The organism is Bradyrhizobium sp. 134, assembly GCF_023074155.1.
In the GTDB taxonomy this organism is placed as follows: domain Bacteria; phylum Pseudomonadota; class Alphaproteobacteria; order Rhizobiales; family Xanthobacteraceae; genus Bradyrhizobium.
This window is the reverse complement of sequence record NZ_JADPKX010000053.1, coordinates 25,533-47,211: the sequence shown is the minus strand read 5'-3', so window position 1 is coordinate 47,211 and position 21,679 is coordinate 25,533. Positions and strand designations below refer to the sequence as shown.

General features: G+C 63.8%; 16 protein-coding genes. 10 read left to right on the top strand and 6 right to left on the bottom strand.

Annotation, left to right across the window (positions count from 1 at the left end):
* Positions 1–106: 106 nt before the first annotated feature.
* From IVA75_RS20980 to mdoH, 7 genes are all read left to right on the top strand, one after another.
* Positions 107–1,273, top strand: a complete 1,167-nt coding sequence (locus IVA75_RS20980; protein WP_247286068.1) for a methionine ABC transporter ATP-binding protein — start codon at positions 107–109, stop codon at positions 1,271–1,273.
* Positions 1,263–1,928 (top strand): methionine ABC transporter permease, encoded by a 666-nt coding sequence (locus IVA75_RS20975; protein ID WP_247286067.1) that lies wholly within the window; start codon positions 1,263–1,265, stop codon positions 1,926–1,928. The genes IVA75_RS20980 and IVA75_RS20975 overlap by 11 nt, the downstream gene beginning before the upstream one ends.
* Before the next feature lie 515 nt (positions 1,929–2,443).
* Positions 2,444–4,432 (top strand): TonB-dependent siderophore receptor, encoded by a 1,989-nt coding sequence (locus IVA75_RS20970; protein ID WP_247286066.1) that lies wholly within the window; start codon positions 2,444–2,446, stop codon positions 4,430–4,432.
* Positions 4,433–4,487: 55 nt separating this feature from the next.
* Positions 4,488–5,780: a siderophore utilization protein FsrB gene (gene fsrB / locus IVA75_RS20965; protein WP_247286065.1), complete on the top strand. Its 1,293-nt coding sequence runs from the start codon at positions 4,488–4,490 to the stop codon at positions 5,778–5,780.
* 84 nt (positions 5,781–5,864) lie between these two features.
* Positions 5,865–6,692: a hypothetical protein gene (locus IVA75_RS20960; protein WP_247286064.1), complete on the top strand. Its 828-nt coding sequence runs from the start codon at positions 5,865–5,867 to the stop codon at positions 6,690–6,692.
* A 235-nt stretch (positions 6,693–6,927) separates the two neighbouring features.
* Positions 6,928–8,436, top strand: coding sequence for a glucan biosynthesis protein G (locus IVA75_RS20955; RefSeq protein WP_247286743.1), 1,509 nt, complete (start codon positions 6,928–6,930; stop codon positions 8,434–8,436).
* Positions 8,424–10,568: a glucans biosynthesis glucosyltransferase MdoH gene (gene mdoH, locus IVA75_RS20950; RefSeq protein ID WP_247286062.1), complete on the top strand. Its 2,145-nt coding sequence runs from the start codon at positions 8,424–8,426 to the stop codon at positions 10,566–10,568. Before IVA75_RS20955 ends, mdoH begins: the two co-directional genes overlap by 13 nt.
* A 90-nt stretch (positions 10,569–10,658) precedes the next feature.
* On the opposite strand, the gene IVA75_RS20945 is transcribed toward mdoH, so the two are convergent.
* The gene (locus IVA75_RS20945) at positions 10,659–11,855 is read right to left on the bottom strand and encodes a Xaa-Pro peptidase family protein (protein WP_247286060.1); all 1,197 of its coding nucleotides are present in this window, start codon (positions 11,853–11,855) and stop codon (positions 10,659–10,661) included.
* Positions 11,856–12,312: 457 nt separating this feature from the next.
* Between IVA75_RS20945 and IVA75_RS20940 the strand changes: the two genes are divergently transcribed.
* The 3 genes from IVA75_RS20940 to IVA75_RS20930 are packed head-to-tail and all read left to right on the top strand — an operon-like array spanning position 12,313 to position 16,910.
* Complete coding sequence (locus IVA75_RS20940) at positions 12,313–13,332, top strand: TRAP transporter substrate-binding protein (protein ID WP_027517958.1); 1,020 nt, start codon at positions 12,313–12,315, stop codon at positions 13,330–13,332.
* A gap of 15 nt (positions 13,333–13,347) precedes the next feature.
* Complete coding sequence (locus IVA75_RS20935) at positions 13,348–15,237, top strand: TRAP transporter large permease subunit (RefSeq protein WP_247286058.1); 1,890 nt, start codon at positions 13,348–13,350, stop codon at positions 15,235–15,237.
* A gap of 23 nt (positions 15,238–15,260) precedes the next feature.
* Positions 15,261–16,910, top strand: coding sequence for an acyl-CoA synthetase (locus tag IVA75_RS20930; protein WP_247286056.1), 1,650 nt, complete (start codon positions 15,261–15,263; stop codon positions 16,908–16,910).
* A gap of 87 nt (positions 16,911–16,997) precedes the next feature.
* Here the strand turns inward: IVA75_RS20930 and IVA75_RS20925 are convergent, their stop codons facing one another.
* From IVA75_RS20925 to IVA75_RS20905, 5 genes are all read right to left on the bottom strand, one after another.
* Complete coding sequence (locus IVA75_RS20925) at positions 16,998–17,975, bottom strand: TRAP transporter substrate-binding protein (RefSeq protein ID WP_247286054.1); 978 nt, start codon at positions 17,973–17,975, stop codon at positions 16,998–17,000.
* Between the two features lie 37 nt (positions 17,976–18,012).
* Complete coding sequence (locus IVA75_RS20920; protein ID WP_247286053.1) at positions 18,013–19,326, bottom strand: TRAP transporter large permease subunit; 1,314 nt, start codon at positions 19,324–19,326, stop codon at positions 18,013–18,015.
* Between the two features lie 2 nt (positions 19,327–19,328).
* On the bottom strand, positions 19,329–19,922 hold the full coding sequence (locus IVA75_RS20915; protein ID WP_247286052.1) for a TRAP transporter small permease: 594 nt from the start codon (positions 19,920–19,922) through the stop codon (positions 19,329–19,331).
* Positions 19,923–20,088: 166 nt separating this feature from the next.
* Positions 20,089–20,886, bottom strand: coding sequence for an MBL fold metallo-hydrolase (locus IVA75_RS20910; protein WP_106943604.1), 798 nt, complete (start codon positions 20,884–20,886; stop codon positions 20,089–20,091).
* 13 nt (positions 20,887–20,899) lie between these two features.
* Positions 20,900–21,676: a TatD family hydrolase gene (locus IVA75_RS20905; RefSeq protein WP_247286051.1), complete on the bottom strand. Its 777-nt coding sequence runs from the start codon at positions 21,674–21,676 to the stop codon at positions 20,900–20,902.
* Positions 21,677–21,679 lie beyond the last annotated feature (3 nt).

Below are 21,679 nucleotides of genomic sequence, written 5' to 3'. Positions count from 1 at the left end.
GCTGCGGTGCAGCGCGCTCCAGCCGAGTCCTCATCGCGGTTTCACTCTCCGTCGCTTGATGCGACCGGTTCCCAGATGCCCCGAGAGGCAAGCGGAACTATTGTGCATGAAGGCCGCCTCCATGAACGTCCACCCGTCGCTCGCGATCGGACAGCCGATCGAAAAACCTGACGCGATCTCAGGTCACGCGATCTCGCCTGCCGCGACTGCGCCTGACGCGATGGTCCGCTTCGAAGGCATCTCGAAAATCTATCCGGCCTATCGCGGCAAGCCCGGCGTCAATGCCCTGCAAAACATCGACTTCGGGATCCCGCGCGGTTCGATCACCGGCGTCATCGGTCGCTCCGGCGCCGGCAAATCGAGCCTGGTCCGGCTCATCAACGGGCTGGAGAGGCCGACCACGGGCGCCATCGTCGTCGATAACAGAGATATCTCGGCGCTCGCAGGGCGCGAATTGCGGTTGGCGCAGCGCTCGATCGGCATGATCTTCCAGCACTTCAACCTGCTGTCCTCGCGCACCGCGGCCGCTAATATCGCGCTGCCGCTCGAGATTGCCGGCTGGGCCAAGGCCGACATCAAAGCCCGCGTCGCCGAGCTGCTAGCGCTCGTGGGCATCGCCGACAAGCACGACCGCTACCCCTCCGAACTCTCCGGCGGCCAGAAGCAGCGCGTCGGCATTGCCCGCGCGCTCGCGACGCGGCCGAGCGTGCTGCTGTCGGACGAGGCGACCTCGGCGCTGGATCCGCAGACCACGCGGGCGATCCTCGATCTGCTCGCGAACATCAACCGCGAGCTGGGCGTGACCATCGTGCTGATCACCCACGAGATGTCCGTGGTGCGCCAGCTCGCCAAGGACGTCGTGGTGCTCGACGCCGGCCTCGTCGTCGAGAGCGGCCATGTCGCCGACATCTTCACCCACCCCAAGCATCCGATCACGCAATCCTTCCTGGCCGAAGTGATCGGAGACAGCCTGCCGGTGTCGCTGGCGAGCCGGATCGTTTCGGAGCCGCCTGCGGGCGGACAGGCGGTGATCCGCGTCCAGGTGCGCGGGGCAGGAGCCGGCGACACGCTGGTGGCGCGGCTCGCGCGCGAACTCGGCCTCGACGTGTCGCTGCTTTCGGCCCGCATCGACGAGATCGGCGGCCAGCATGTGGGCTCGCTGACGCTTGGTATCCCTCTCGGCATGTCCAGCGGCGAGGACGCGACGACGCGCACGCTGGCCTGGCTGTCACAATATCAATTCCCCGCGGAGCGTCTCGGCTATGTCGCCTGAACTCATCAACCTGATCGTCCAGGCGACCGGCGAGAGCCTGTACATGGTCGGGCTCGCGGCGCTGATCGGCACCGCGTTTGGACTGCCGCTCGGCGTCTTTCTCGCGACCAGCCGGAAAGGCGAGCTGTTCGCCGCGCCCTTCGTCAATCGCGTGCTCGGTGCCGTCGTCAACGCGACGCGGTCCACGCCTTTCATCATTCTGGTCGTCGCCATCATCCCGTTCACGCGGTTGGTGGCCGGCACCTCGATCGGATCGACAGCCGCGATCGTGCCGTTGACGATCGCATCGGCGCCGTTCATCGCGCGCCTGGTCGAGGCCGCAATCCGCGAGGTCGATGGTGGCCTCATCGAGACCGCGTCCTCGTTCGGGGCCTCGCCGATGCAGATCGTGCTCAAGGTGCTGATCCCCGAAGCGCTGCCGGGTCTTCTGCTGGCGCTGACGCTCGCGGTGGTCAGCCTGCTCGGCTACTCCGCCATGGTCGGTGCCGTCGGAGGCGGGGGCCTTGGCGATCTCGGTATCCGCTACGGCTATCAGCGCTTCATGCCGGAGATGATGCTCGCCGTCGTCGTGGTGCTGATCGCGCTGGTGCAGCTGGTGCAGAGCGCCGGCGATTATCTCGCGCGCCGGGTCAACCGCCGGCTGCGACATCGCTGACGCCGTTTCAGACATTTCGAACAAGCAGGTTCTTGTCGGTCTGGAAACATTCCAAACTTCCAAACACGACTGAGCGCATTCGTCGCACGCGTTTGCGCACGCGTCTGGAGAAATTCTAACGCAGTTCCTATCGCGCTCCGAAATCGCCTGCGTTAGGGCGAGGCATCAAAAACGATACCGGCGAAGCCGGCAGTGCGTGGGGCCTCGACGTGACCGACTTCCAACTTGCTTCGCGTTCCGACACGCGTCGTCGACAGATACAGACTCTCTTCCTCGGAGCGGCCAGCACATTTGCTCTCGTCGTACCCTTCGGTGCCGTGGAGGCGCAGACGCAGATTCCCGCCGTCACCGTCGAAGCCCCGGCCCAGCGCGCCCGGCCTGCGGCGGTCGCATCAACGCGACGCTCAGGGGCGACACGCACCGCACGCGCCAATCGTCGCTCTCCGGCGCAGCAAGTCGCGCCAACCCAATCGGCATCCTCGAACGGTGCCACGGGTGAACGCGCCAATGGTCCGGTGCGCGGTTTCGTTGCGACGCGCAGCGGCACCGCGACCAAGACGGATACGCCGCTGATCGAAACCCCGCAGTCCGTCTCGGTCGTCACGACCGACCAGGTCAGGAACCAGGGTGCGGTCTCGATCGGCGAGGCGTTGCGCTACACCGCGGGTGTCAGCGGCGACGTCAACGGCGGCTCGGATACCCGTTTCGGCGCCCTCCAGATCCGCGGCTTCGATACCACCATGTCGGGCCTCTACGTCGACGGATTGCGGATTCCCTCCAGCAATTACGTGCACTTCAACGGCCTCGATCCCTACGGCGCAGAGCGCCTCGAGGTCCTGAAGGGCCCATCCTCGGCGATGTATGGCGGCAGCGGCACCGGCGGCATCCTCAACTACGTGACCAAGCTGCCGACGGCGCAGCAATTCGGCGAGGTCTCGATCTCCGGCGGTAGCTTCAACCGTTATCAGGGCCAGTTCGACATGGGCGGTCCCGCCAACAGGGACGGCACCGTGCTGTGGCGCCTGACGGGCGTGGTGCGCGACGGCGAGACCCAGGTCGACTTCACCAAGGACAACCGCGTCTTCATCGCGCCCGCCGTCACATTCAAGCCGAACGAGGACACCACCATCACGATTCTCGCGAACTACCAGCGCGACCGAGCAGGGTGGGGCCTTCAGTTCCTGCCGGCCTCGGGCACGGTGTGGCCGATCAACGGCCGCACCATCCCGGTCTCGTTCTTCGCGGGCGTGCCGAGCTTCAACGCGTTCAACACCGAGATCGCGACCGCCGGCTACCAGCTCTCGCACAATTTCACCGACAACATCACGTTCCGTCAGAATTTGCGCTATGCCTATCAGCACAACGAGGAGAAGGTGTTTTTCGGCGGAGGCTATACCAACGAGGCCGCGGGACAGCTCGCGCGTTTCGGCAGCTACAGCAACTCCTACATCAACTCTTTCGCGGTGGACAATCAGCTCCAGGGCAAGTTCACCACGGGTTTCCTGAGCCACACCACGCTGGTCGGGCTCGACTATCGCAACACCAGATTCCGCGACACCGCCTTTGGCGTCACGACGTCCGCGCCCGAGATCAACGTCTTCAACCCGGTCTACAGTTACGACTGGACCATGGGCGCCATGAGCGACGACACCGGAGTCAAGCAATCGCAGGTCGGCCTCTACGCGCAGGACCAGATCAAGCTCGGCCGGCTCTCGTTCCAGCTCAGTGGCCGTCAGGATTTCGTCACGACGAAGGTAGACAGCGGAATCTTCAATACGTCCGTCGCGAAGGATGCATCGGCCTTCACCGGCCGCGCCGCATTGATGTACAATTTCGACAACGGCATCGCGCCTTATTTCAGCTATTCGGAATCGTTCCTGCCGGTGCTCGCCACCGGCCCGAGCGGACAGCTGCTCAATCCTGAGACCGGCGTGCAGTACGAGGTGGGTGTCAAGTATCAGCCGATCGGCTGGAACGCGCTGTTCACCTTCGCCGCCTTCGACCTGACGCGCGACAACGTCGTTACCTTTGCGCCTCCGCTCAACATTGCCGAACAGACCGGGCAAGTAAAATCGCGCGGCCTTGAGCTCGAAGGCACGATGTCGCTCGCCGACGGCTGGAACCTGCGCGCGGCCTACGCCTATGTCGATGCAATGGTCACGCGGGATCCCGTCAATGTCGGCAAGGCGCCGGTCACCGTGCCGCTCAACCGCGCCTCGCTGTGGAACGACTACACGCTTCAGACCGGGCCGCTCGCGGGGCTGCAGTTCGGTGGCGGCCTCCGCTATGTCGGCGCGACCTGGGGCGATGACGCCAACACGTTCAAGGTCGGATCCGCGACCGTGCTGGACGCGCTGCTCGCCTACACCAGGGACAATTGGCGGCTGTCGCTGAACGTCACCAACCTCGCCGGCACCCGCTATGTCGCCGCCTGCTACAGCCTGTCGGGCTGCTTCTATGCGGAGGGACGCAAGGCCATCGGCAAGCTGACGTATCGGTGGTGAGTTCGAACGAGGACAGGCCGTGATGGCGGCCGGGCCCGCTTGATGAGAGAAGACGATGAGAGCGATATTCGGCAAGCTGCATCGCTGGGCGGGACTGCTGACGGCCGGCTTCCTGTTCTTCTCCGGCATCACCGGGGCGATCATCTCCTGGGATCATGAGATCGACGAGGTCCTGAACAGCCATCTGTTCGACGTCAGCAGCAAAGGCCCGGCCATTCCCTCGATCGATCTCGCCAAGATGATCGAGCAGCGCGATCCCCGTGCGCGCGTGGTCTACCTGTTCATGACGCCGGAGGCGGGCCACTCGCTGTGGTTCTTCGTCATGCCCAGGATCGATCCCGCGACCGGCGAGCGTTACGCGCTCGACTACAATCAGATCTTCCTCGATCCCAACACCGGCGCGGAGCTCGGCCGGCGCTATTGGGGCGCGGTGTGGCCGGTGACGCGAGAGAACTTCGTCTCGTTTCTCTACAAGCTGCACTACACCATGCACATCCCGGAATTCTGGGGCAGCGACCGCTGGGGCATGCGCCTGCTCGGAATCATCGCCATCATCTGGACCATCGATTGCTTCGTCGGCTTCTACCTGACGCTGCCCTCGCGCCGGCGCGCCAAGGCTGCACGGGCGCCCCAGGTCAAGCGCCAGCTCGAACGCGGCTTCTGGGCGCGCTGGGCGCCGGCGTGGACCATCAAAACCTCGGGCAGCGCCTACCGGATCAATTTCGACCTCCATCGCGCTTTCAGCCTGTGGACCTGGGGCCTCCTGTTCATCATCGCCTTCACGGCATTCTCGCTGAACCTCTATTTCGAGGTGTTCTCGCCGCTGATGAAGATGGTGTCGAACTACACGCCGACGCCCTATGAGCAGCGGCCGTATCGCGATCTCGACGACCCCATCGAGCCCAAGGTCAGCTTCGCCGACATCGCCGCGCGCGCGGCGGCCGACGGCAAGGGGCGAGGGTGGACCGTCCCGGTCGGCTCGGTCAATTACGGCCCGGCCCATGGTGTCTATGCCGCGGCCTTCTTCCATCCGGGCGACGATCACGGCGCCGGCGGCGTCGGCCCGGCGCAGCTCTATTACGACAGCGAGGACGGTCGTCCGATCGGCGAACGGCTGCCCTGGGTCGGCACCGCCGCCGACATCTTCGTGCAGGCACAATTCCCATTGCATTCAGGCCGCATCGTGGGACTATTCGGCCGCATCCTGATCTCGATCATGGGGCTGGTGGTGGCAGCACTCTCGGTTACCGGAATCGTGATCTGGTGGCGCAAACGCCGCGCCCGTATCCGCGTCCGCGAGACGGCGGCGATGCGCCCGAGCCGGCAGCAACTGACGCCGGCGGAGTAGGGCTCCTGGCCGCTCGCGGATGAACCTTCCCGCACGGCACCGGCACAAAGACTGGAGATCAGACCCAGCCCTGTCGGAAATCAGATGAGATCGCTCGCCTTGCTCTGCCTGCTCGCTTTCGCCACGCCCGCACATGCGGCTGGCCCGGAGCAGCATTATCTCGACCTGCGCGATCGCTACATCGCAAAGTTCTCGAAAGCCACGGAGAACGACGAGACCTATAAGCAGCACGATGCGGCACTCAAGGAATTGACGGGCGTCCTGCGCGGCATGGTGGGCGCCGTCGCGATCAAGGGACTGCCGGCCGACGGCAAGACGAACGCGGACACGCTTTTCAAGGGCGATTCCGGCTTCGGCCATCTCGACGGGCTCGGCTTCGCCTCCGAGGGCGACAAGATGCAGGCGGTGGTGACCACGACTGGCCTGCTCAAGCACTGGCTGCGCGAGCACCGCGACGACGGCATGCCACAGGAGATCGGCGCGGCATTCAAGTCGGACCGCTTCTACTATCAAGCCATCCAGGACTCCGCCTTCGCCAAATATGCCGAGTTGCCGATCACGAAGCCCGCGGGAGCAAGCGCTGCGGTCGCCGTACTGGGCGTGCGCGGCAATGGCGATTTGAAGGGACCGCCGCATGAAATCGAAGTCGTGGCGATCCAGGGCGACAAGGTCTTCTTTCTCGCCGCAAGCGACGCGGTGAAGACGGCTGATATCCCGGCCTGCGAAAAGGTCTGGAAGCAGATGATGGCCAAACACATCGACAAGAAAGACCCCCGCGGCGACATCACCCGCGAAGACAACGCGATGACCGCGTACACGGCGTGCTTCGCCAGGGAAGCGCCAAGCCAGAGCTGGTATGCGACGGCGGTCAAGAAAGCGCAGAGCCAGCTGGAGTTGCTGCCGCTGCGCTAAGGCGATCATCCAGTTACCTGCGGGGGCTGCAGCGTTGTGCGGCGCCATGGCTCGAGAATGCTCAATCGGAAATTGCAGCTCGTCCTGCAGGCGCAACCGAGGCGGATCAGCGCGATGTTGCCAAGTCCGCATCGACGAGCTCGTCGGCAACAGGGTGCTCGGATTCGGCCGCGCTCATGGAACTCGTTCGCGACGAGGGGGTTGCACTGCGGTTGGAACCGAACGGGTAGCACAGTTGAATCGCCGACAATTCCTGGAAGCCTCGGCATTGACGCCCTTGGCAACACTACTGCCCGGCGCACTCTCTGCGGCATCGGCGGCGGAGTTGCCGTTTGGCCCCTCTTATGTCCGCGAGCTTGCCCGCAATTTGGCGAGTAAGCCCTTTGAGCCACCAGACGAAAAGGTCCCGGACGCGCTCAAGGATCTCACCTACGATCAGTACCGGTCAATTCGCTTTCTGCCGGAGCGCGCGGTTTGGCGCAGCGAGAAGCTGCCTTTCGAGGTCCAGTTTTTCCACCGCGGCTTTTTCTACAAGAACAAGGTCGACATTTACGAGGTCTCCGGCGGACGAGCCGTACCGATCAGGTACCGGCGCGACGATTTTGCATTCGGCGACAATATCGGCCAGGTAGCGGACGCCGATCTCGGATTTGCCGGGTTTCGCATTCACACTCCGATCAATCGCCCCGACTATTACGACGAGGTTTGCGCGTTTCTCGGCGCCAGCTACTTCCGTGCCGTTGCCAAAGGCGAGACCTACGGCCTTTCCGCGCGCGGTCTGTCGATCGATACCGGCGAGAGCAAGGGGGAGGAATTTCCCTTCTTCAAGGCCTTCTGGCTGGAGAAGCCCGCGCCGGGTGCCACATCTGTCGTGGTACACGCGCTGCTTGACAGCAAGAGCGCTACGGCAAGCTATCGTTTCACGATCAGGCCCGGCGCTCCGACGGTCTTCGACGTGGAGATGTCGCTCTATCCGCGAATCGAGCTGCAGCATGCCGGCCTGGCGCCCATGACGAGCATGTTCTTTTTCGGTCCGAACGACCGACACGATGTCGACGATTTCCGCCCTGCGGTGCACGACTCCGATGGGCTCGCCGTGTTCAACGGAAAGGGCGAGCAACTCTGGCGTCCTCTCAACAATCCGCGCGATCTGCAGGCCAGCACATTCAATGACCTCAATCCTCGCGGCTTCGGCCTGATGCAGCGGGAGAGAAACTTCTTTGCCTACGAGGACATCGAATCGCGCTTTGAGCGTCGCCCGAGCCTCTGGGTCGAACCGATCGGAGATTGGGGAGAGGGCAGTGTGGTCCTCTTTGAGATCCCGACCAAGGAGGAAGTTCACGACAACATCGCCGCCTTCTGGCGCCCGAAAACAGCTCTCCAGGCCAAGAGCGAAAACAACTACACCTATCGTCTGCACTGGGGTCCGGACGCGCCGAAGCCCAATTCACTGGCCCGGTTCACCCGCACAGGCGTTGGCGCCCGGGGCGACGACAGCAAATTGTTCGTGCTCGAGCTGCTCGGTGACAAGCTGAAGGAGGTCGATCCTGACAAGGTGAGGGGCGCCGTCAGCGCCGACAAATCCGAGATCAAGAACGTCGTCACACAGCCAAACCCGGAAACCGGCGGCTGGCGCCTGAGTTTTCAATGCGCCGTGAAGGACGCGCCTATCGAGTTGAGGGCGGTCTTGATGCAGGGCGACCAACCGATCTCCGAAGTCTGGGTTTACCGATGGGCGCCCTGACGCCGTCGCCCGCGCTTTCGCCTGAGCTTGGCATTCGGTATCTTCCCGACGAAACGCCTCTCCCGATGCTGCCCTGCCGATTGGACGGGACAAATCGTGCCTATCCGGCGCGACTGCGGACCGCCCCTGCCGTTGCAGCGCGGCGCCTGTTCATTCTTGGCGGAACGGTCGCGATTACCGCTGCGGGCGCTGTTGAGATGTACGACGTTCTCAAGGTTGGTGGCGTCACGGTCCTCGAAGGCATGGTGTTCGGGCTATTTCTCGTGCTGCTCGCCTGGATCGCGTTTTCGTTCGTGTCTTCAGTCGCCGGTTTTTTTGTGCTCCTGCGGGGCCGACCGGATGTGCTGCCAATTAACAGCCACGGTCCGCTGCCCGGGATCACCGGCCGAACGGCGATGCTGTTGCCGACCTATAACGAGGACCAGCACCATCTCATGGCGCGACTCCGCGCCATGTACGAGTCGGTCGGCGAAACCGGACAGGCCCCGTTGTTCGATTGGTTTCTGCTCAGTGACACCACAGATCCGGACATCTGGATTGCCGAGGAGCTTGCGTTTCTGGAACTGCAGCGCAACTGCGGTTCGGGCCATCTCTACTATCGTCACCGATCCGACAACACCGCCCGAAAGTCCGGCAACATCGCCGAATGGGTGAGGCGGTTCGGTGGTGCCTACGACTACATGATCATTCTCGACGCGGACAGCCTGATGAGCGGAGAGACCATCGTTCGGCTGGTGGGCGCGATGGAAGCAAACCCGCGGGCCGCGCTGATTCAAACGCTTCCGATCGTCGTCAATGCGCGAACCCTGATTAGCCGGCTTCAGCAGTTCTCGGGTCGTTTGTACGGTCCGCTGATCGCGGCCGGGAACGCCTGGTGGCACGCCTCAGAAGGCAACTACTGGGGACATAATGCCGTCATCCGGGTGCAGGCTTTTGCGCAAGAGGCGGGTTTGCCCGAATTGCGCGGGAGGAAACCTTTCGGCGGCCACATCCTCAGCCACGATTTTGTCGAAGCCGCGCTGATGCGGCGGGCGGGGTGGGGGATTTTCATGGCTCCAGGCCTCGGTGGGAGTTTCGAGGAGGTGCCACCGTCGCTGCTGGATTTCGCGGCGCGGGACCGCCGCTGGTGTCAGGGCAATCTCCAGCATCTTGCCGTTCTGCCTGCTCGAGGCCTGCACTGGGTCTCCAGGCTTCACCTGTTGACCGGCATCGGCTCCTATCTCACCGCGCCCCTATGGCTGCTGTTTCTATTGCTCGGAATCCTGATCTCCTTGCAGGCCTATTTCGTCAAGCCGGAGTACTTTCCCAAGGGCTTTTCGTTGTTTCCAACCTGGCCCGCACAGGATCCCGTGCTTGCCGCCTGGGTCTTTGCCGCGACAATGGGGCTGCTCATCCTGCCCAAATTGCTGGCCTACCTCGTTTTGCTCACCAGGCGTGCGGAACGGCAGGCATTCGGCGGCGGGTTTCGCGTGCTGCTGGCGGTAGTCGCCGAGAGCCTGCTTGCCGCCTTGATCGCCCCATCCATGATGATCTTTCAATCCACCGCCGTTGCGGAGATCCTGCTGGGCCGTGACGCGGGCTGGCAAGTTCAACGGCGAAGCGATGGCAGGATCACGCGCGATGAAGTCTATCGCAAGTTCACGGTGCCGACCCTATGCGGTCTGGCAATGGCGGCAAGCGCCTACGCCGTGTCGCTTCCGCTGCTGCTCTGGATGTCGCCAGTCATCATCGGCCTCGTTTGCGCCATTCCGATCGGTCTCGTCACGTCGACGGCGCCGCGAATGGCGCACCTGTTTGCGACCCCCGAGGACAATCGCGCGCCGGCGCTGTTGCAGAGGGCGAGAGAGCTTGCCAGCCAGGCTCGGATCCAGGCACATGGAGCTCTGCTCGAACTTCGACAGAACCCCGCGTTGCTGGGACCGCACATGCAGTCCCTCGAAACGCCGCCTCGCAAATCGGGCCAAATCGACATAGATCTCGCGATCGGCCGGGCCAAGATCGAGCAGAGCGACGACTTCGAGGAAGTCGTCAGCAGCCTCAGCGCACGCGAGACCCTTGCCGTGCTGAAGCACCGAAATGCCCTCGAGCAAGTCATGCGAATGCCGAGAGCTACTGCTTCCGCGGAAGTCTAGGTCATGGCAGTGTAGGTGAGGGCGCTGACCACCCACTGGTGCTCGGGCAGAGGGCGAATGTCTGCCGTAAGCGCCGTGTGTGGTCCCAGCCTACAGCGCACTGCCCCCCAGATTCCATCCACGACCGCCCTCGCCAAAGATCTCGTAGCCCGTCGCCGTCACCGCGACCGTGTCCTCGAGCTTGATGAACCCGCGCTTCGGATGCTTCATCGTGGTCTCGATCGACACCACCATGCCTGTTTCGAGCGGCAGGCGAGCGTCGGTGTCATCGTAGGGGATTGGGCCTTTGGCGGTCAGGCGAGGGGCCTCATGGCTGACGAGGCCCATGCCGTGGGCCAAAAACTCCGTGCAGTCACGCTGGCTGATCTTCGCGAGCTGCCGCTCGGCCGCGACGTAGATGTCACCGCCCACGGCGCCGGGCCGCACCGCCGCGAAGGCGGCGCGCTGGACGGCTTCGATCTCGGCCAGGCACTCCTTCAGCTCGGTATCGGGATCGCCGAGCACGGCCATGCGCGCGAGATCGCCGATATAGCCGTGATAATTGCCGCCGGAATCGAGCGACAGCACGTCACCTTGCTCCCAGCGCTGCGTCGACGGCGCCCGGTTGTGGCTGTTGCCGCAGGCCAGCAGGCAGTATTCGAAGGTCAGCCCGCGATTGGCCTCGGCGATCCGCAAAGCGTCCGACAATTGCTGCTTGGTCGTTCCAGGCCCGTGCCCGGCGATCACCTCCAGCATCGAGGCGATGACGAGCTCGGAGGCCGTCTTGAGTTTCGCCAGCTCGTCGGCCGACTTCACCGCGCGCAGCCGCTCCAGCACCAGCAGTGCGTCCTTGAGCTCGGCGCCGGGCAGGGCATCGGCAAGCGCCCGGCCCGCATCCATCGGCAGGAACGCCATCTCGACCCCGACCCGCTTCAAGGGCACGCCGGCATCCCGGATCAGGCTTACGGCCCGCGTGATCGCATCGACCGAGCCGTTGGACTCGGTCCGGACCTGCGCAATCCATGGCGGCGCGACAGCGCGCTGATGGGTCTCCAGCCGGTGCCCGACATAGACCGCGTGCTCCGGCGCGCCCTTGGGATAGATCAGGACCGGCAGATAGCGGCTGACGCCCAGCGCATCCATGTAGTCGAAGAAGATCGCGCGCTCGGCACCGAGCATGTACTGCACATTGTGCTTGGAGGTCGCGACTAGGACGTCGAGGCCGGCGGCCTCCATCAGACGGTCGAGCTTGGCCGCATCGAATGGAATGGCGCGCGAGCGATCTGTGCGGGCGACGTTCTCCTGCATGACGAACCTCCAATGCTGCCGTGGGCATCAACCGCTGCGTCGGTTTGCCCGGGGCTTGTTTGGCGCCAAGTGTGAGCCGAGAGAGGGGTTCTGGGTAGCTGTGGATTTATCTGGCCTGATCTGCACGGCCATATCCATGATTCGCATAAGGTATATTATGGAATATATTTATATACAATCAGATCAGTTATTTAGCCAGAATTCCTCTCATCGGACCTTCGTTCCTCGTTCTCTTCCGGGCCGGCCCGTCGCACGTCGCCCGACTTTCGACGGCTACTGTGCATGGGGTTGTTTTTCGGTTTTTGAATCCGGCCCATGCCTCCGAAAGCCGATATTGCCGTGAGGATGTCCGGCTGCAATAAGCGAAGCTTCGCGAGATCGCAGATGACCTTCTGACCTTCCGTCCGTATAGATTTGCATCTCAGAACAACAACAAACTTTCCGAGGAAGCAGACCCATGAGCTTTTCCCGCCGCACGCTTCTCAAGGCCTCCGCCGCCACCGCGGTCCTGGGCGGCCTCAGTGCGCCCCATGTGGCCCGCGCCCAGAGCGCCGAGTTCACCTACAAATACGCCAACAACCTGCCGGACACCCATCCGCTGAACGTGCGCGCCAAGGAGATGGCGGCGGCGATCAAGGCCGAGACAGGCGGCAAGTTCGACCTCCAGATCTTCCCGAACAACCAGCTCGGGTCCGACACCGACATGCTGAGCCAGATCCGGTCCGGCGGCGTCGAGTTTTTCACGCTGTCGGGGCTGATCCTGTCGACCCTGGTGCCCGCGGCCTCCATCAACGGCATCGGCTTCGCGTTCCCGGACTACGGCACGGTCTGGAAGGCCATGGACGGCGATCTCGGCGCCTTTGTCCGCGGCGAGATCAAGAAGGCCGGGCTCGAGGTCATGGACAAGATCTGGGACAACGGCTTCCGCCAGACCACGTCGTCGAGCAAGCCGATCACCGGTCCGGACGATCTTAAGGGCTTCAAGATCCGCGTGCCGGTGTCGCCGCTGTGGACCTCGATGTTCAAGGCGTTCGATGCGGCGCCCGCCTCGATCAATTTCGCCGAGGTCTATTCCGCGCTGCAGACCAGAATCGTCGAGGGCCAGGAGAACCCGCTGGCGATCATCTCGACCGCCAAGCTCTACGAGGTGCAGAAATACTGCTCGCTGACCAACCACATGTGGGACGGCTTCTGGTTCCTGGCCAACCGCAAGGCCTGGAGCAGCCTGCCCGAGGATGTGCGCACCATCGTCGCCAAGAACATCAATGCCGCAGCGCTCAAGGAGCGTGAGGATACCGCCAAGCTCAATGCCAACCTGCAGCAGGAGCTCGCGGGCAAGGGCCTGACCTTCAACCAGCCCGCGGTCGCGCCGTTCCGCGACAAGCTGCGGTCCGCCGGCTTCTATGCCGAGTGGAAAGGTAAATACGGCGATCAGGCCTGGGACCTGCTGGAAAAGGCGGTCGGCAAGCTGTCGTAACGCGTTGGAGCCGTCATGGCTCATATCGAGGTCGAAGTGAACGGAGTGGCGGGCGAGGCGACTGTTCGGTCCCCTCGCCGACCTTCGTTGCTGGCCTCGACGGAGCGCGCACTCGGGCTCCTCGTCGAAATCCCGGCGGCCATTTTGGTGGTCGCCGAGATCGCAATCCTGTTTGCCGGCGTGGTCGCACGCTACGGCCTGCACCGGCCGCTGATCTGGTCGGACGAGCTTGCCTCGATCCTGTTCCTGTGGCTCGCCATGCTGGGCGCGGCGGTCGCGTTCCGCCGCTCCGAGCACATGCGCATGACCGCGGTTGTCGCCAGCACCAGGCCGGCCACGCGGGCCTGGCTCGATCTGGTCGCGACCTGCGCGGCGCTGGCCTTCCTGGCGCTGATCGTCTGGCCGTCCTGGGACTACGCCTACGAGGAAAGCTTCATCACCACGCCGGCGCTGCAGATCTCCAATATGTGGCGCGCCGCGGCGCTGCCGGCCGGAATCTGCCTGATGGCGGTGTTCGCGCTGTTGCGGCTGCTGCGCGCAGCCGATTACCGCATGGTGCTGACGGCCGCGGTCGCCGTTGCCGTCGTCGTCGGCTTGTTCTGGCTGGCGCAGCCTTATCTGCGGCCGCTCGGCAATCTCAACCTCGTCATCTTCTTCGTCGGCGTCGCCGGCTTCTGCGTCTTTGCCGGTGTTCCCATCGCGTTCGGCTTCGGGCTCGCGATCTTCGGCTATCTGGCACTGACCACGCGCACGCCGGTGATGGTGCTGGTCGGGCGGATGGACGAGGGCATGAGCCACCTCATCTTGCTCTCGGTGCCGCTGTTCGTATTTTTGGGGCTCCTGATCGAAATGACCGGCATGGCACGGGCCATGGTGGCGTTCCTGGCGAGCCTGCTTGGCCATGTCCGCGGCGGGCTGCATTACGTCCTGGTCGGCGCGATGTATCTGGTCTCCGGCATCTCCGGCGCCAAGGCGGCCGACATGGCGGCGGTAGCGCCCGTGCTGTTCCCGGAGATGAAGCAGCGCGGCGCCAAGCCCGGCGACCTCGTCGCGCTTCTTGCCGCCACCGGCGCGCAGACCGAAACCATTCCGCCGAGCCTCGTGCTGATCACGATCGGATCGGTCACGGGCGTCTCGATCGCCGCTTTGTTCACCGGCGGCCTGCTGCCCGGGGTGGTGCTGGCGATCACGCTGTGCATGCTGGTGTGGTGGCGCTACCGCCACGAGGACATGAGCCATGTCCGTCGCGCCACAGGCGGCGAGATCGGCAAGACCTTTATCATCGCCCTGCCCGCGCTCGCGCTGCCCTTCGTGATCCGCTACGCCGTGGTCGAAGGCATCGCGACCGCCACCGAAGTCTCCACCATCGGCATCGTCTATGGCGCCCTGGTCGGACTCCTGGTCTACCGCCGCTTCGACTGGCGGCGGCTGTTTCCAATGCTGGTCGAAACCGCTGCGCTGTCGGGCGCGATCCTGCTGATCATCGGCACGGCCACCGGCATGGCCTGGGGCCTGACGCAATCAGGCTTCTCGCGCGCGCTGGCGGCGGCCATGACCGGACTGCCGGGCGGCGCGGCGACCTTCATCGCCGTCTCGATCCTGGCCTTCACCATCCTCGGCAGCGTGCTGGAGGGCATCCCGGCGATCGTGCTGTTCGGGCCGCTGTTGTTTCCGATCGCGCGTGCGGTCGGCGTGCACGAGGTGCACTATGCCATGGTGATCATTCTCGCCATGGGTATCGGGCTATTCGCCCCGCCCTTCGGGGTCGGCTATTATGCCGCCTGCGCCATCGGACGCGTCGATCCGGCCGAAGGCATCAGGCCGATCTGGGGTTATCTGCTGGCACTGCTGGTAGGATTGATCGTCGTCGCCGTGTTTCCGTGGATCTCCATCGGATTCCTGTAAGCCGGCGCGTGAGGGAGGTGTCGATGAGCGAGCGGCAGAACCAGTACAATATCGGTCTCGACAAGACGCCCGCCAACTACGTGCCGCTGAGCCCGTTGAGCTTCCTTGCGCGCAGCGCCGCGGTCTATCCCGATCACGTTAGCACGGTCTACGAGGGGCGCAGCTTCACCTGGCGCGAGACCCATGAGCGCTGCAAGCGCTTTGCTTCGTATCTTGCCGGCAAGGGCATCGGCGTCGGCGACACCGTCGCTGCGATGCTGCCGAACATTCCGGCGATGAACGAGGTGCATTTCGCCGTACCCATGACGGGTGCCGTGCTCAACGCCCTGAACATCCGGCTCGATGCGCCTTCGATCGCATTTCAGCTCGACCATGGCGGCGCAAGGATCATTCTGGTCGACCCGGAGTTTTCCGGCGTGATCACCGATGCGCTCACGCAGATGAGTGGTCCAAAACCGTTCGTGATCGACGTCGACGACGCCGCATTCAAGGGCGGCAGGCGCATCGGCGAGATCGAGTACGAGTCTGCCGTCGCGCAAGGCGATCCCGATTTCACCGCCATCCCGCCGAAGGACGAATGGGACGCGATCGCGCTGAGCTACACTTCTGGCACCACGGGAAATCCCAAGGGCGTCGTGACCCATCATCGCGGCGCCTATCTGAATGCCGTCAGCAACATCCTCGCGGGCCAACTCGGCCAGCATCCGGTCTATCTCTGGACGCTGCCGATGTTCCACTGCAACGGCTGGTGCTTCCCTTGGACCATTGCGGCGGCCGCCGGCATCAATGTCTGCCTGCGCAAGGTCGAGCCGACCAAGATCTTCGAGCTGATCAAGCAGCACGGCGTCACCCACATGTGCGGCGCGCCGATCGTCTACAACACGCTGATCAACGCACCCGATGCGCCGAAGGGTGGTGCCGCGCGCCGGTTCGTCGGGCTCATCGCCGGTGCCGCGCCGCCGGTCGCGGTGCTCGAGGGCGCCGAGAGCATTGGGATCAAGCTGACGCACGTCTACGGCCTGACCGAGGTCTACGGCCCCGCCTCCGTCTGCGCCGAGCAGCCAGGCTGGGATGATCTGCCCGCAGCCGAGCGCGCCAGCTTGAAGCGGCGGCAGGGCGTGCCCTACCCGCTCGAGGAAGGCGTCACCGTCATCGATCCCCAGACCATGAGGCAGGTGCCGCGCGACGGCGAGACCATCGGCGAAGTCATGTTCCGCGGCAACATCGTGATGAAGGGCTACCTCAAGAACGACAAGGCGACGAAGGAAGCTTTCGAAGGTGGCTGGTTTCACACCGGAGACCTCGGCGTGCTCGACGCGCACGGCTACGTCATCATCAAGGATCGCTCCAAGGACATCATCATCTCCGGCGGCGAGAACATTTCCTCTGTCGAGGTCGAGGACATCCTTTACAAGCACCCCGCCGTGCTGTTCGCCGCCGTGGTCGCAAAGCCCGATCCGAAATGGGGCGAAGTGCCCTGCGCCTTCGTCGAGCTGAAGGACGGCGCCAGCGCGAGCGAAGCCGACATCATCGCCTTCTGCCGCTCGCATATGAGCGGCTTCAAGACGCCGAAGGCCGTCGTGTTCGGGCCGATCGCGAAAACGTCGACGGGAAAGATCCAGAAATTCCTGCTGCGCAACGAAGCGGGATCGGCGAAGGCGATCTCGGCCTGAGCTTGTCTCGACCTCCGCGGCGGTTGCGTGTCGCCGCGAAGTCGTTTCGCAGTTTCGACGAGGTCGGGTTCGCCGAGCCTCCCGCCCTCACATCTTCTTATAGGCGTCAACCAGGGCCTGGCCGTCGGCTCCCGCCTTCTTGAGCCAGTCGGCGGTGAGCTGTTCGCCGATCTTCTGGAATCCGGCCTTCAGGGCCGGGCTCGGCGGCTCGACCGTCATGCCCTTGGCCTTGAGCTGATCGATGTACCAGGTGCTCTTGTCCTGCCAGGCCTTCCAGCCGCGGGTTTCCGCGGTCGCGGCGGCCTTGAGGATGGCCTCCTGGGTCGGCTTGTCGAGCGCCTCGAACGCGGCCTTGTTGACGAAGGTGTAGTCCTTCGGGATCCACGCTTGCACGTCATAGAAGTATTTCAGCGACTCCCATGCCTTCGCATCGTAGCCCGTGCCGCCGGACGACATGAAGGAGTTCACGACGCCGGTGGCAAGCGCCTGCGGCAGCTCGGCGGCCTGAATGGTGACCGACTGCGCGCCGACCAGCTCGCCAATACGCGCGGTCCCAACGTTGTAAGCCCGCCATTTCAGGCCCTTCATGTCTTCGATGGTCGCAAGCGGCTTGCTGACATAGACGCCCTGCGGCGCCCACGGCACGACGAACAGCAGCTTGAGCCCCTGCGCATCGAGCTTCTTCGTAATCAGCGGCTTCGACGCCTGATAGAGCTTCATGGCGTCCGGAAAGCTGGTCGCCAGAAACGGCACCACATCGACGCCGTACACCGGATCCTCGTTCTCGTGGATCGACAGCAAGACTTCGCCCATCTGCGCCTGCCCGGTCATCACCGCGCGCTTGATATCGGGTGCCTTGAACAGCGACGCGCCGGGATGAACCGTGATCTGGAGCTTGCCGGACGTGGCAGCCTCGACGTCCTTGGCGAAAGCAACGAGGTTCTCGGAGTGCGGATTGTCGGCCGGATACGCTGCCGGCAGATTCCATTTGGTCTGAGCCAAAGCGGGTGTCACGGCCAGCACGGCGCCGGCGATCAGGGATGCGCGGAATAAACGAGACATCATCGGGCTTCTCCTCACAGTCAATTTCAAAACGGTACGCTCAGTCTGGGAAGGCGAGCTTGGGCAAGAACATCACGATCTGCGGATATTCCGTGATGATGAACACGGCCGCGAGCAGCAGGACAAAGAACGGGAACGCCGCCCGCGCAACGGTGAAAGTGTCGCGCCCGCTCATGTTCTGGAGCACGAACAGATTGAAACCGACCGGCGGCGTGATCTGCGCCATCTCGACGTGGATGATGAGATAGACCCCGAACCAGACCAGGTCGAGACCGGCCTGCCTGACCATCGGCAGCACGATCACGGCGGTCAGGACGATCATTGAGATGCCGTCGATCAGGCATCCCAGGATGATGTACATGATACTCAGATACAGCGCGAGCATGCCCGGCGTGAGCTGCTGGCCCTGGACCCAGGTGGCAAGCGCCGCCGGAATGCCCGTATAGGCCATGGCTGCGGTCGTGTAGGCAGCGCCTGCCAGGATCAGCATGATCATGCAGGTCAGGCGCGTCGCGCTCATGATGCTTTCGAGGAAGTTCTTGCGCGTGAGCGTGCGGCTCCACCACGCCAGCAGCAGCGCGCCCGAAACGCCCCAGGCGGCGCATTCCGTCGCCGTCGCAAAGCCGAGCACGAGCGAGAGGAAGACCGCCAGGATCAGCAACAGGCAGGGCGCAAGCCTGGCCGACTCCCGCAGCTTCTGGCGGAACGGCATCGGGGGATCGCGCGGCGGAATCTTCTTCGGGTTCAGCAGCGACCAGATGATGATGTAGCCGGAATAGAGCACCATCACGAGCATGCCGGGCAGGAAGCCGCCGAGGAACACCTGAAGCACGGAGACATTCGCCGTGACCGCATAGACCACCATCGGGATCGACGGCGGGATCAGCAGGCCGAGCGTACCGGAGCCCGCGAGCGATCCGAGGCTGAGGCCCTTGTCGTAGCCACGCTTGTCCAGCTCGGGCAGTGCGATCTTGCCGATGGTCGCACAGGTCGCCGCCGACGAGCCCGACACCGCCGCGAAGATGCCGCAGCCGATCACGTTGACATGCGTCAGGCGCCCCGGCAGCCACTGAACCCAGGGCGACAGGCCTCGAAACATTTCCTCGGATAATTTGGTGCGGAAGAGGATCTCGCCCATCCAGATGAACAGCGGCAGCGCGGCCAGCGTCCATGACGAGCTTGCGCTCCATGTCGTGGTCGCAAGCACCGAGCCGAGCGGCAGGCTCGTGGTCAGCGCCATCGCCACGAAGCCGACGAGCCCCAGCGAAACCGCGATCCAGATGCCGCTTCCCAGCAGCACGATCATGACGCCGAGCAGAATGAACGACAGTTCAATCATGCCGAGATTGGCCATCGTCAACCTCCGCCGCCCTGTGAGATCCGCTCGATGAATTCGTCCGGGGTCTCGTCCGGCGAGCCCTTCTCGTAGCTCGGCCGGTTGCCGCCGACGACACTGACCATTTCATCAATGAGCGCGATCGAGAGGATCACGAGTCCGCCGGAAAACCCGAGCTGCGGAATCCAGAGCGGAAGCGCGACGACGCCCTGCGCCACGTCGTTGAAGCGCCAGGAATCGTAGGTCATCTGCACGGCATGCCGGGTGAAATAGAGGATGAAAGCGGCGGCAATACCGAGGGCCACGACCTCCGCAACCTGCTTGGTGCGTCCATGCAGACGCTCCAGCAGCAGGCCGACCCGGATCATCTCTCCGCGCTTGAAGGTGTGAGCGAGGCCGAGGAATGCCATCGCGGCCATGCACCATGAGGCGAAATCATCGCCGGCGGGAATGTTGACCGCAAACTGGCGCCCGATCGACATGATCATCATGATTGCAAAGATCGCAACCATGAAGGCGCCGGCGGCGTAGCCCGCACCGAGATAAAGGAGATCCAGCGCGCGTCGCACCGGTCCCCGGCTCGTGACATCGTCCCCTGCCAACGCGATCCCCATCCTCACACGAGGCGATTCAGACAGTCCCGGCGATCGTACGTCGCACGCCGGTCCTGCATGAATATCGCCTCTGCCCAGCGCCTTGTCTTTCAGACGTTAGATCAACATGATGGGGCTAGCGCAAGCAAGCAGTATGCCGGCTCTCGCCGGAATTTCCACCGCAGGTTCAGCGGGTCTCCAGCCGCAGCCCGTCATACGCGGGCACCACGCCCGCCGGCAGCGACTGCCGGATCACCTCATAATCGACGTCGGCCGTCATATTGGTGATGACGGCGCGCTTCGGCTTGAAGCGCTCGATCCAGGACAACGCGTCGTTGATGCTGAAATGGCTGACATGGCTGGTGTAGCGGAGGCCATCGACGATCCAGAGATCCAGATTTTCCAGGGCGCCCCAGCTCTCGCGCGGGATGTCGTTGAGGTCGGGTGTGTAGGCGGCATCGCCGATGCGATAGCCCAGCGCGGGAATGTTGCCGTGCTGAACCAGGAAGGCGGTCATCGTCACCGCGCCGCCCTTCCCCTGGATGGTCTGGCTTTCACCGGCCTCGATCGAATGCCCCGTCAGGATCGGCGGATAGTCGCTGCCCGCCGGCGAGACGAAGCAATAGGAGAACCGCGACATGATGTCGTTCGCGGTCGTCTGATTGAGATAGGTCGGAATCCGCCGGCGCATGTGCATCACGACCGAACGCAGATCGTCCATGCCGTGGGTCTGATCGGCGTGCTCGTGGGTCAGGAACACTGCATCGATGTGGTCGACATTGGTCGAGAGCAATTGCTCGCGCAGGTCCGGCGAGGTGTCGATCACGATACGCGTGGTGCCCTCGTCCGATGTCTGCTCGACCAGCAGCGAACAGCGGCGACGGCGGTTCTTGGGATTGTTGGGATCGCAGGCACCCCAGCCGAGTGCCGGGCGCGGCACGCCGGCGGAGGAGCCGCAGCCCAGAATCGTCAGCGTCAGCGTCATGCGGCTCCCAGTTCTAAGCTTTCACCCTGGAGAACAGGCGAAAGAAGTTTTCGCTTGTCTGGCACGAGATCTCGTCAAACGACACGCCGCGTGTTTCGGCGAGCACTTTTGCGACCTCGACCACATAGGCCGGTTCGTTGCGCTTGCCCCGGAACTTGCCGGGCGCAAGGTAGGGCGAGTCTGTTTCAACCAAAATGCGGTCGGATGGCAGTTCGGCCGCAAGCGCGCGCAGGGCCTCGGACTTCTTGAAGGTCAGGATGCCCGTGAAGCCGATATAGAGCCCGAGCGAGACCGCCTTCAGCGCCAGCTCGCGCCCGCCGGTGTAACAATGCAACACGGCGCGAAACGATCCTTTTGCCGTCTCCTCTTCTAGGATACGGCCGCAATCCTGGTCCGCCTCGCGGGTGTGGATCACCAGCGGCAGGCCGGTGGCGCGGGCGGCGGCGATGTGGGCACGAAAGCCCCTCGCCTGCGCCTCCGGCGAGCCGTTGTCGTAGAAATAGTCGAGCCCGGCTTCGCCGAGCGCGACGACCTTGGGGTGCTGCGTCAGCGCAATCAGCTCGTCCGGCGCGATGCCGTCTTCCTCATCGGCGTTATGCGGATGGGTGCCGACCGAGCAATAGACGTCGTCATAGCGCTCGGCGATAGACAAAAGCTGGTTCAGCTTTTTCACCCGAGTCGAAATGGTGACCATGCGGCCGATGCCGGCCGCTCGCGCCCGCGACACGATCCCGTCGAGATCCTCCGCAAAATCCGCAAAATCCAGGTGGCAGTGGCTGTCGACCAGCATGGT

What these genes read in the sequence shown, in the direction of transcription:
- IVA75_RS20905 (WP_247286051.1), bottom strand. Translation starts at nt 21,676, where the DNA reads ATGCTGGTCGACAGCCACTGCCACCTGGATTTTGCGGATTTTGCGGAG.
- IVA75_RS20920 (WP_247286053.1), bottom strand. Translation starts at nt 19,326, where the DNA reads ATGGCCAATCTCGGCATGATTGAACTGTCGTTCATTCTGCTCGGCGTC.
- fsrB (WP_247286065.1), top strand. Translation starts at nt 4,488, where the DNA reads ATGAGAGCGATATTCGGCAAGCTGCATCGCTGGGCGGGACTGCTGACG.
- IVA75_RS20935 (WP_247286058.1), top strand. Translation starts at nt 13,348, where the DNA reads ATGGCTCATATCGAGGTCGAAGTGAACGGAGTGGCGGGCGAGGCGACT.
- IVA75_RS20940 (WP_027517958.1), top strand. Translation starts at nt 12,313, where the DNA reads ATGAGCTTTTCCCGCCGCACGCTTCTCAAGGCCTCCGCCGCCACCGCG.
- IVA75_RS20930 (WP_247286056.1), top strand. Translation starts at nt 15,261, where the DNA reads ATGAGCGAGCGGCAGAACCAGTACAATATCGGTCTCGACAAGACGCCC.
- IVA75_RS20975 (WP_247286067.1), top strand. Translation starts at nt 1,263, where the DNA reads ATGTCGCCTGAACTCATCAACCTGATCGTCCAGGCGACCGGCGAGAGC.
- IVA75_RS20910 (WP_106943604.1), bottom strand. Translation starts at nt 20,886, where the DNA reads ATGACGCTGACGCTGACGATTCTGGGCTGCGGCTCCTCCGCCGGCGTG.
- mdoH (WP_247286062.1), top strand. Translation starts at nt 8,424, where the DNA reads ATGGGCGCCCTGACGCCGTCGCCCGCGCTTTCGCCTGAGCTTGGCATT.
- IVA75_RS20945 (WP_247286060.1), bottom strand. Translation starts at nt 11,855, where the DNA reads ATGCAGGAGAACGTCGCCCGCACAGATCGCTCGCGCGCCATTCCATTC.
- IVA75_RS20960 (WP_247286064.1), top strand. Translation starts at nt 5,865, where the DNA reads ATGAGATCGCTCGCCTTGCTCTGCCTGCTCGCTTTCGCCACGCCCGCA.
- IVA75_RS20925 (WP_247286054.1), bottom strand. Translation starts at nt 17,975, where the DNA reads ATGATGTCTCGTTTATTCCGCGCATCCCTGATCGCCGGCGCCGTGCTG.
- IVA75_RS20980 (WP_247286068.1), top strand. Translation starts at nt 107, where the DNA reads ATGAAGGCCGCCTCCATGAACGTCCACCCGTCGCTCGCGATCGGACAG.
- IVA75_RS20915 (WP_247286052.1), bottom strand. Translation starts at nt 19,922, where the DNA reads ATGGGGATCGCGTTGGCAGGGGACGATGTCACGAGCCGGGGACCGGTG.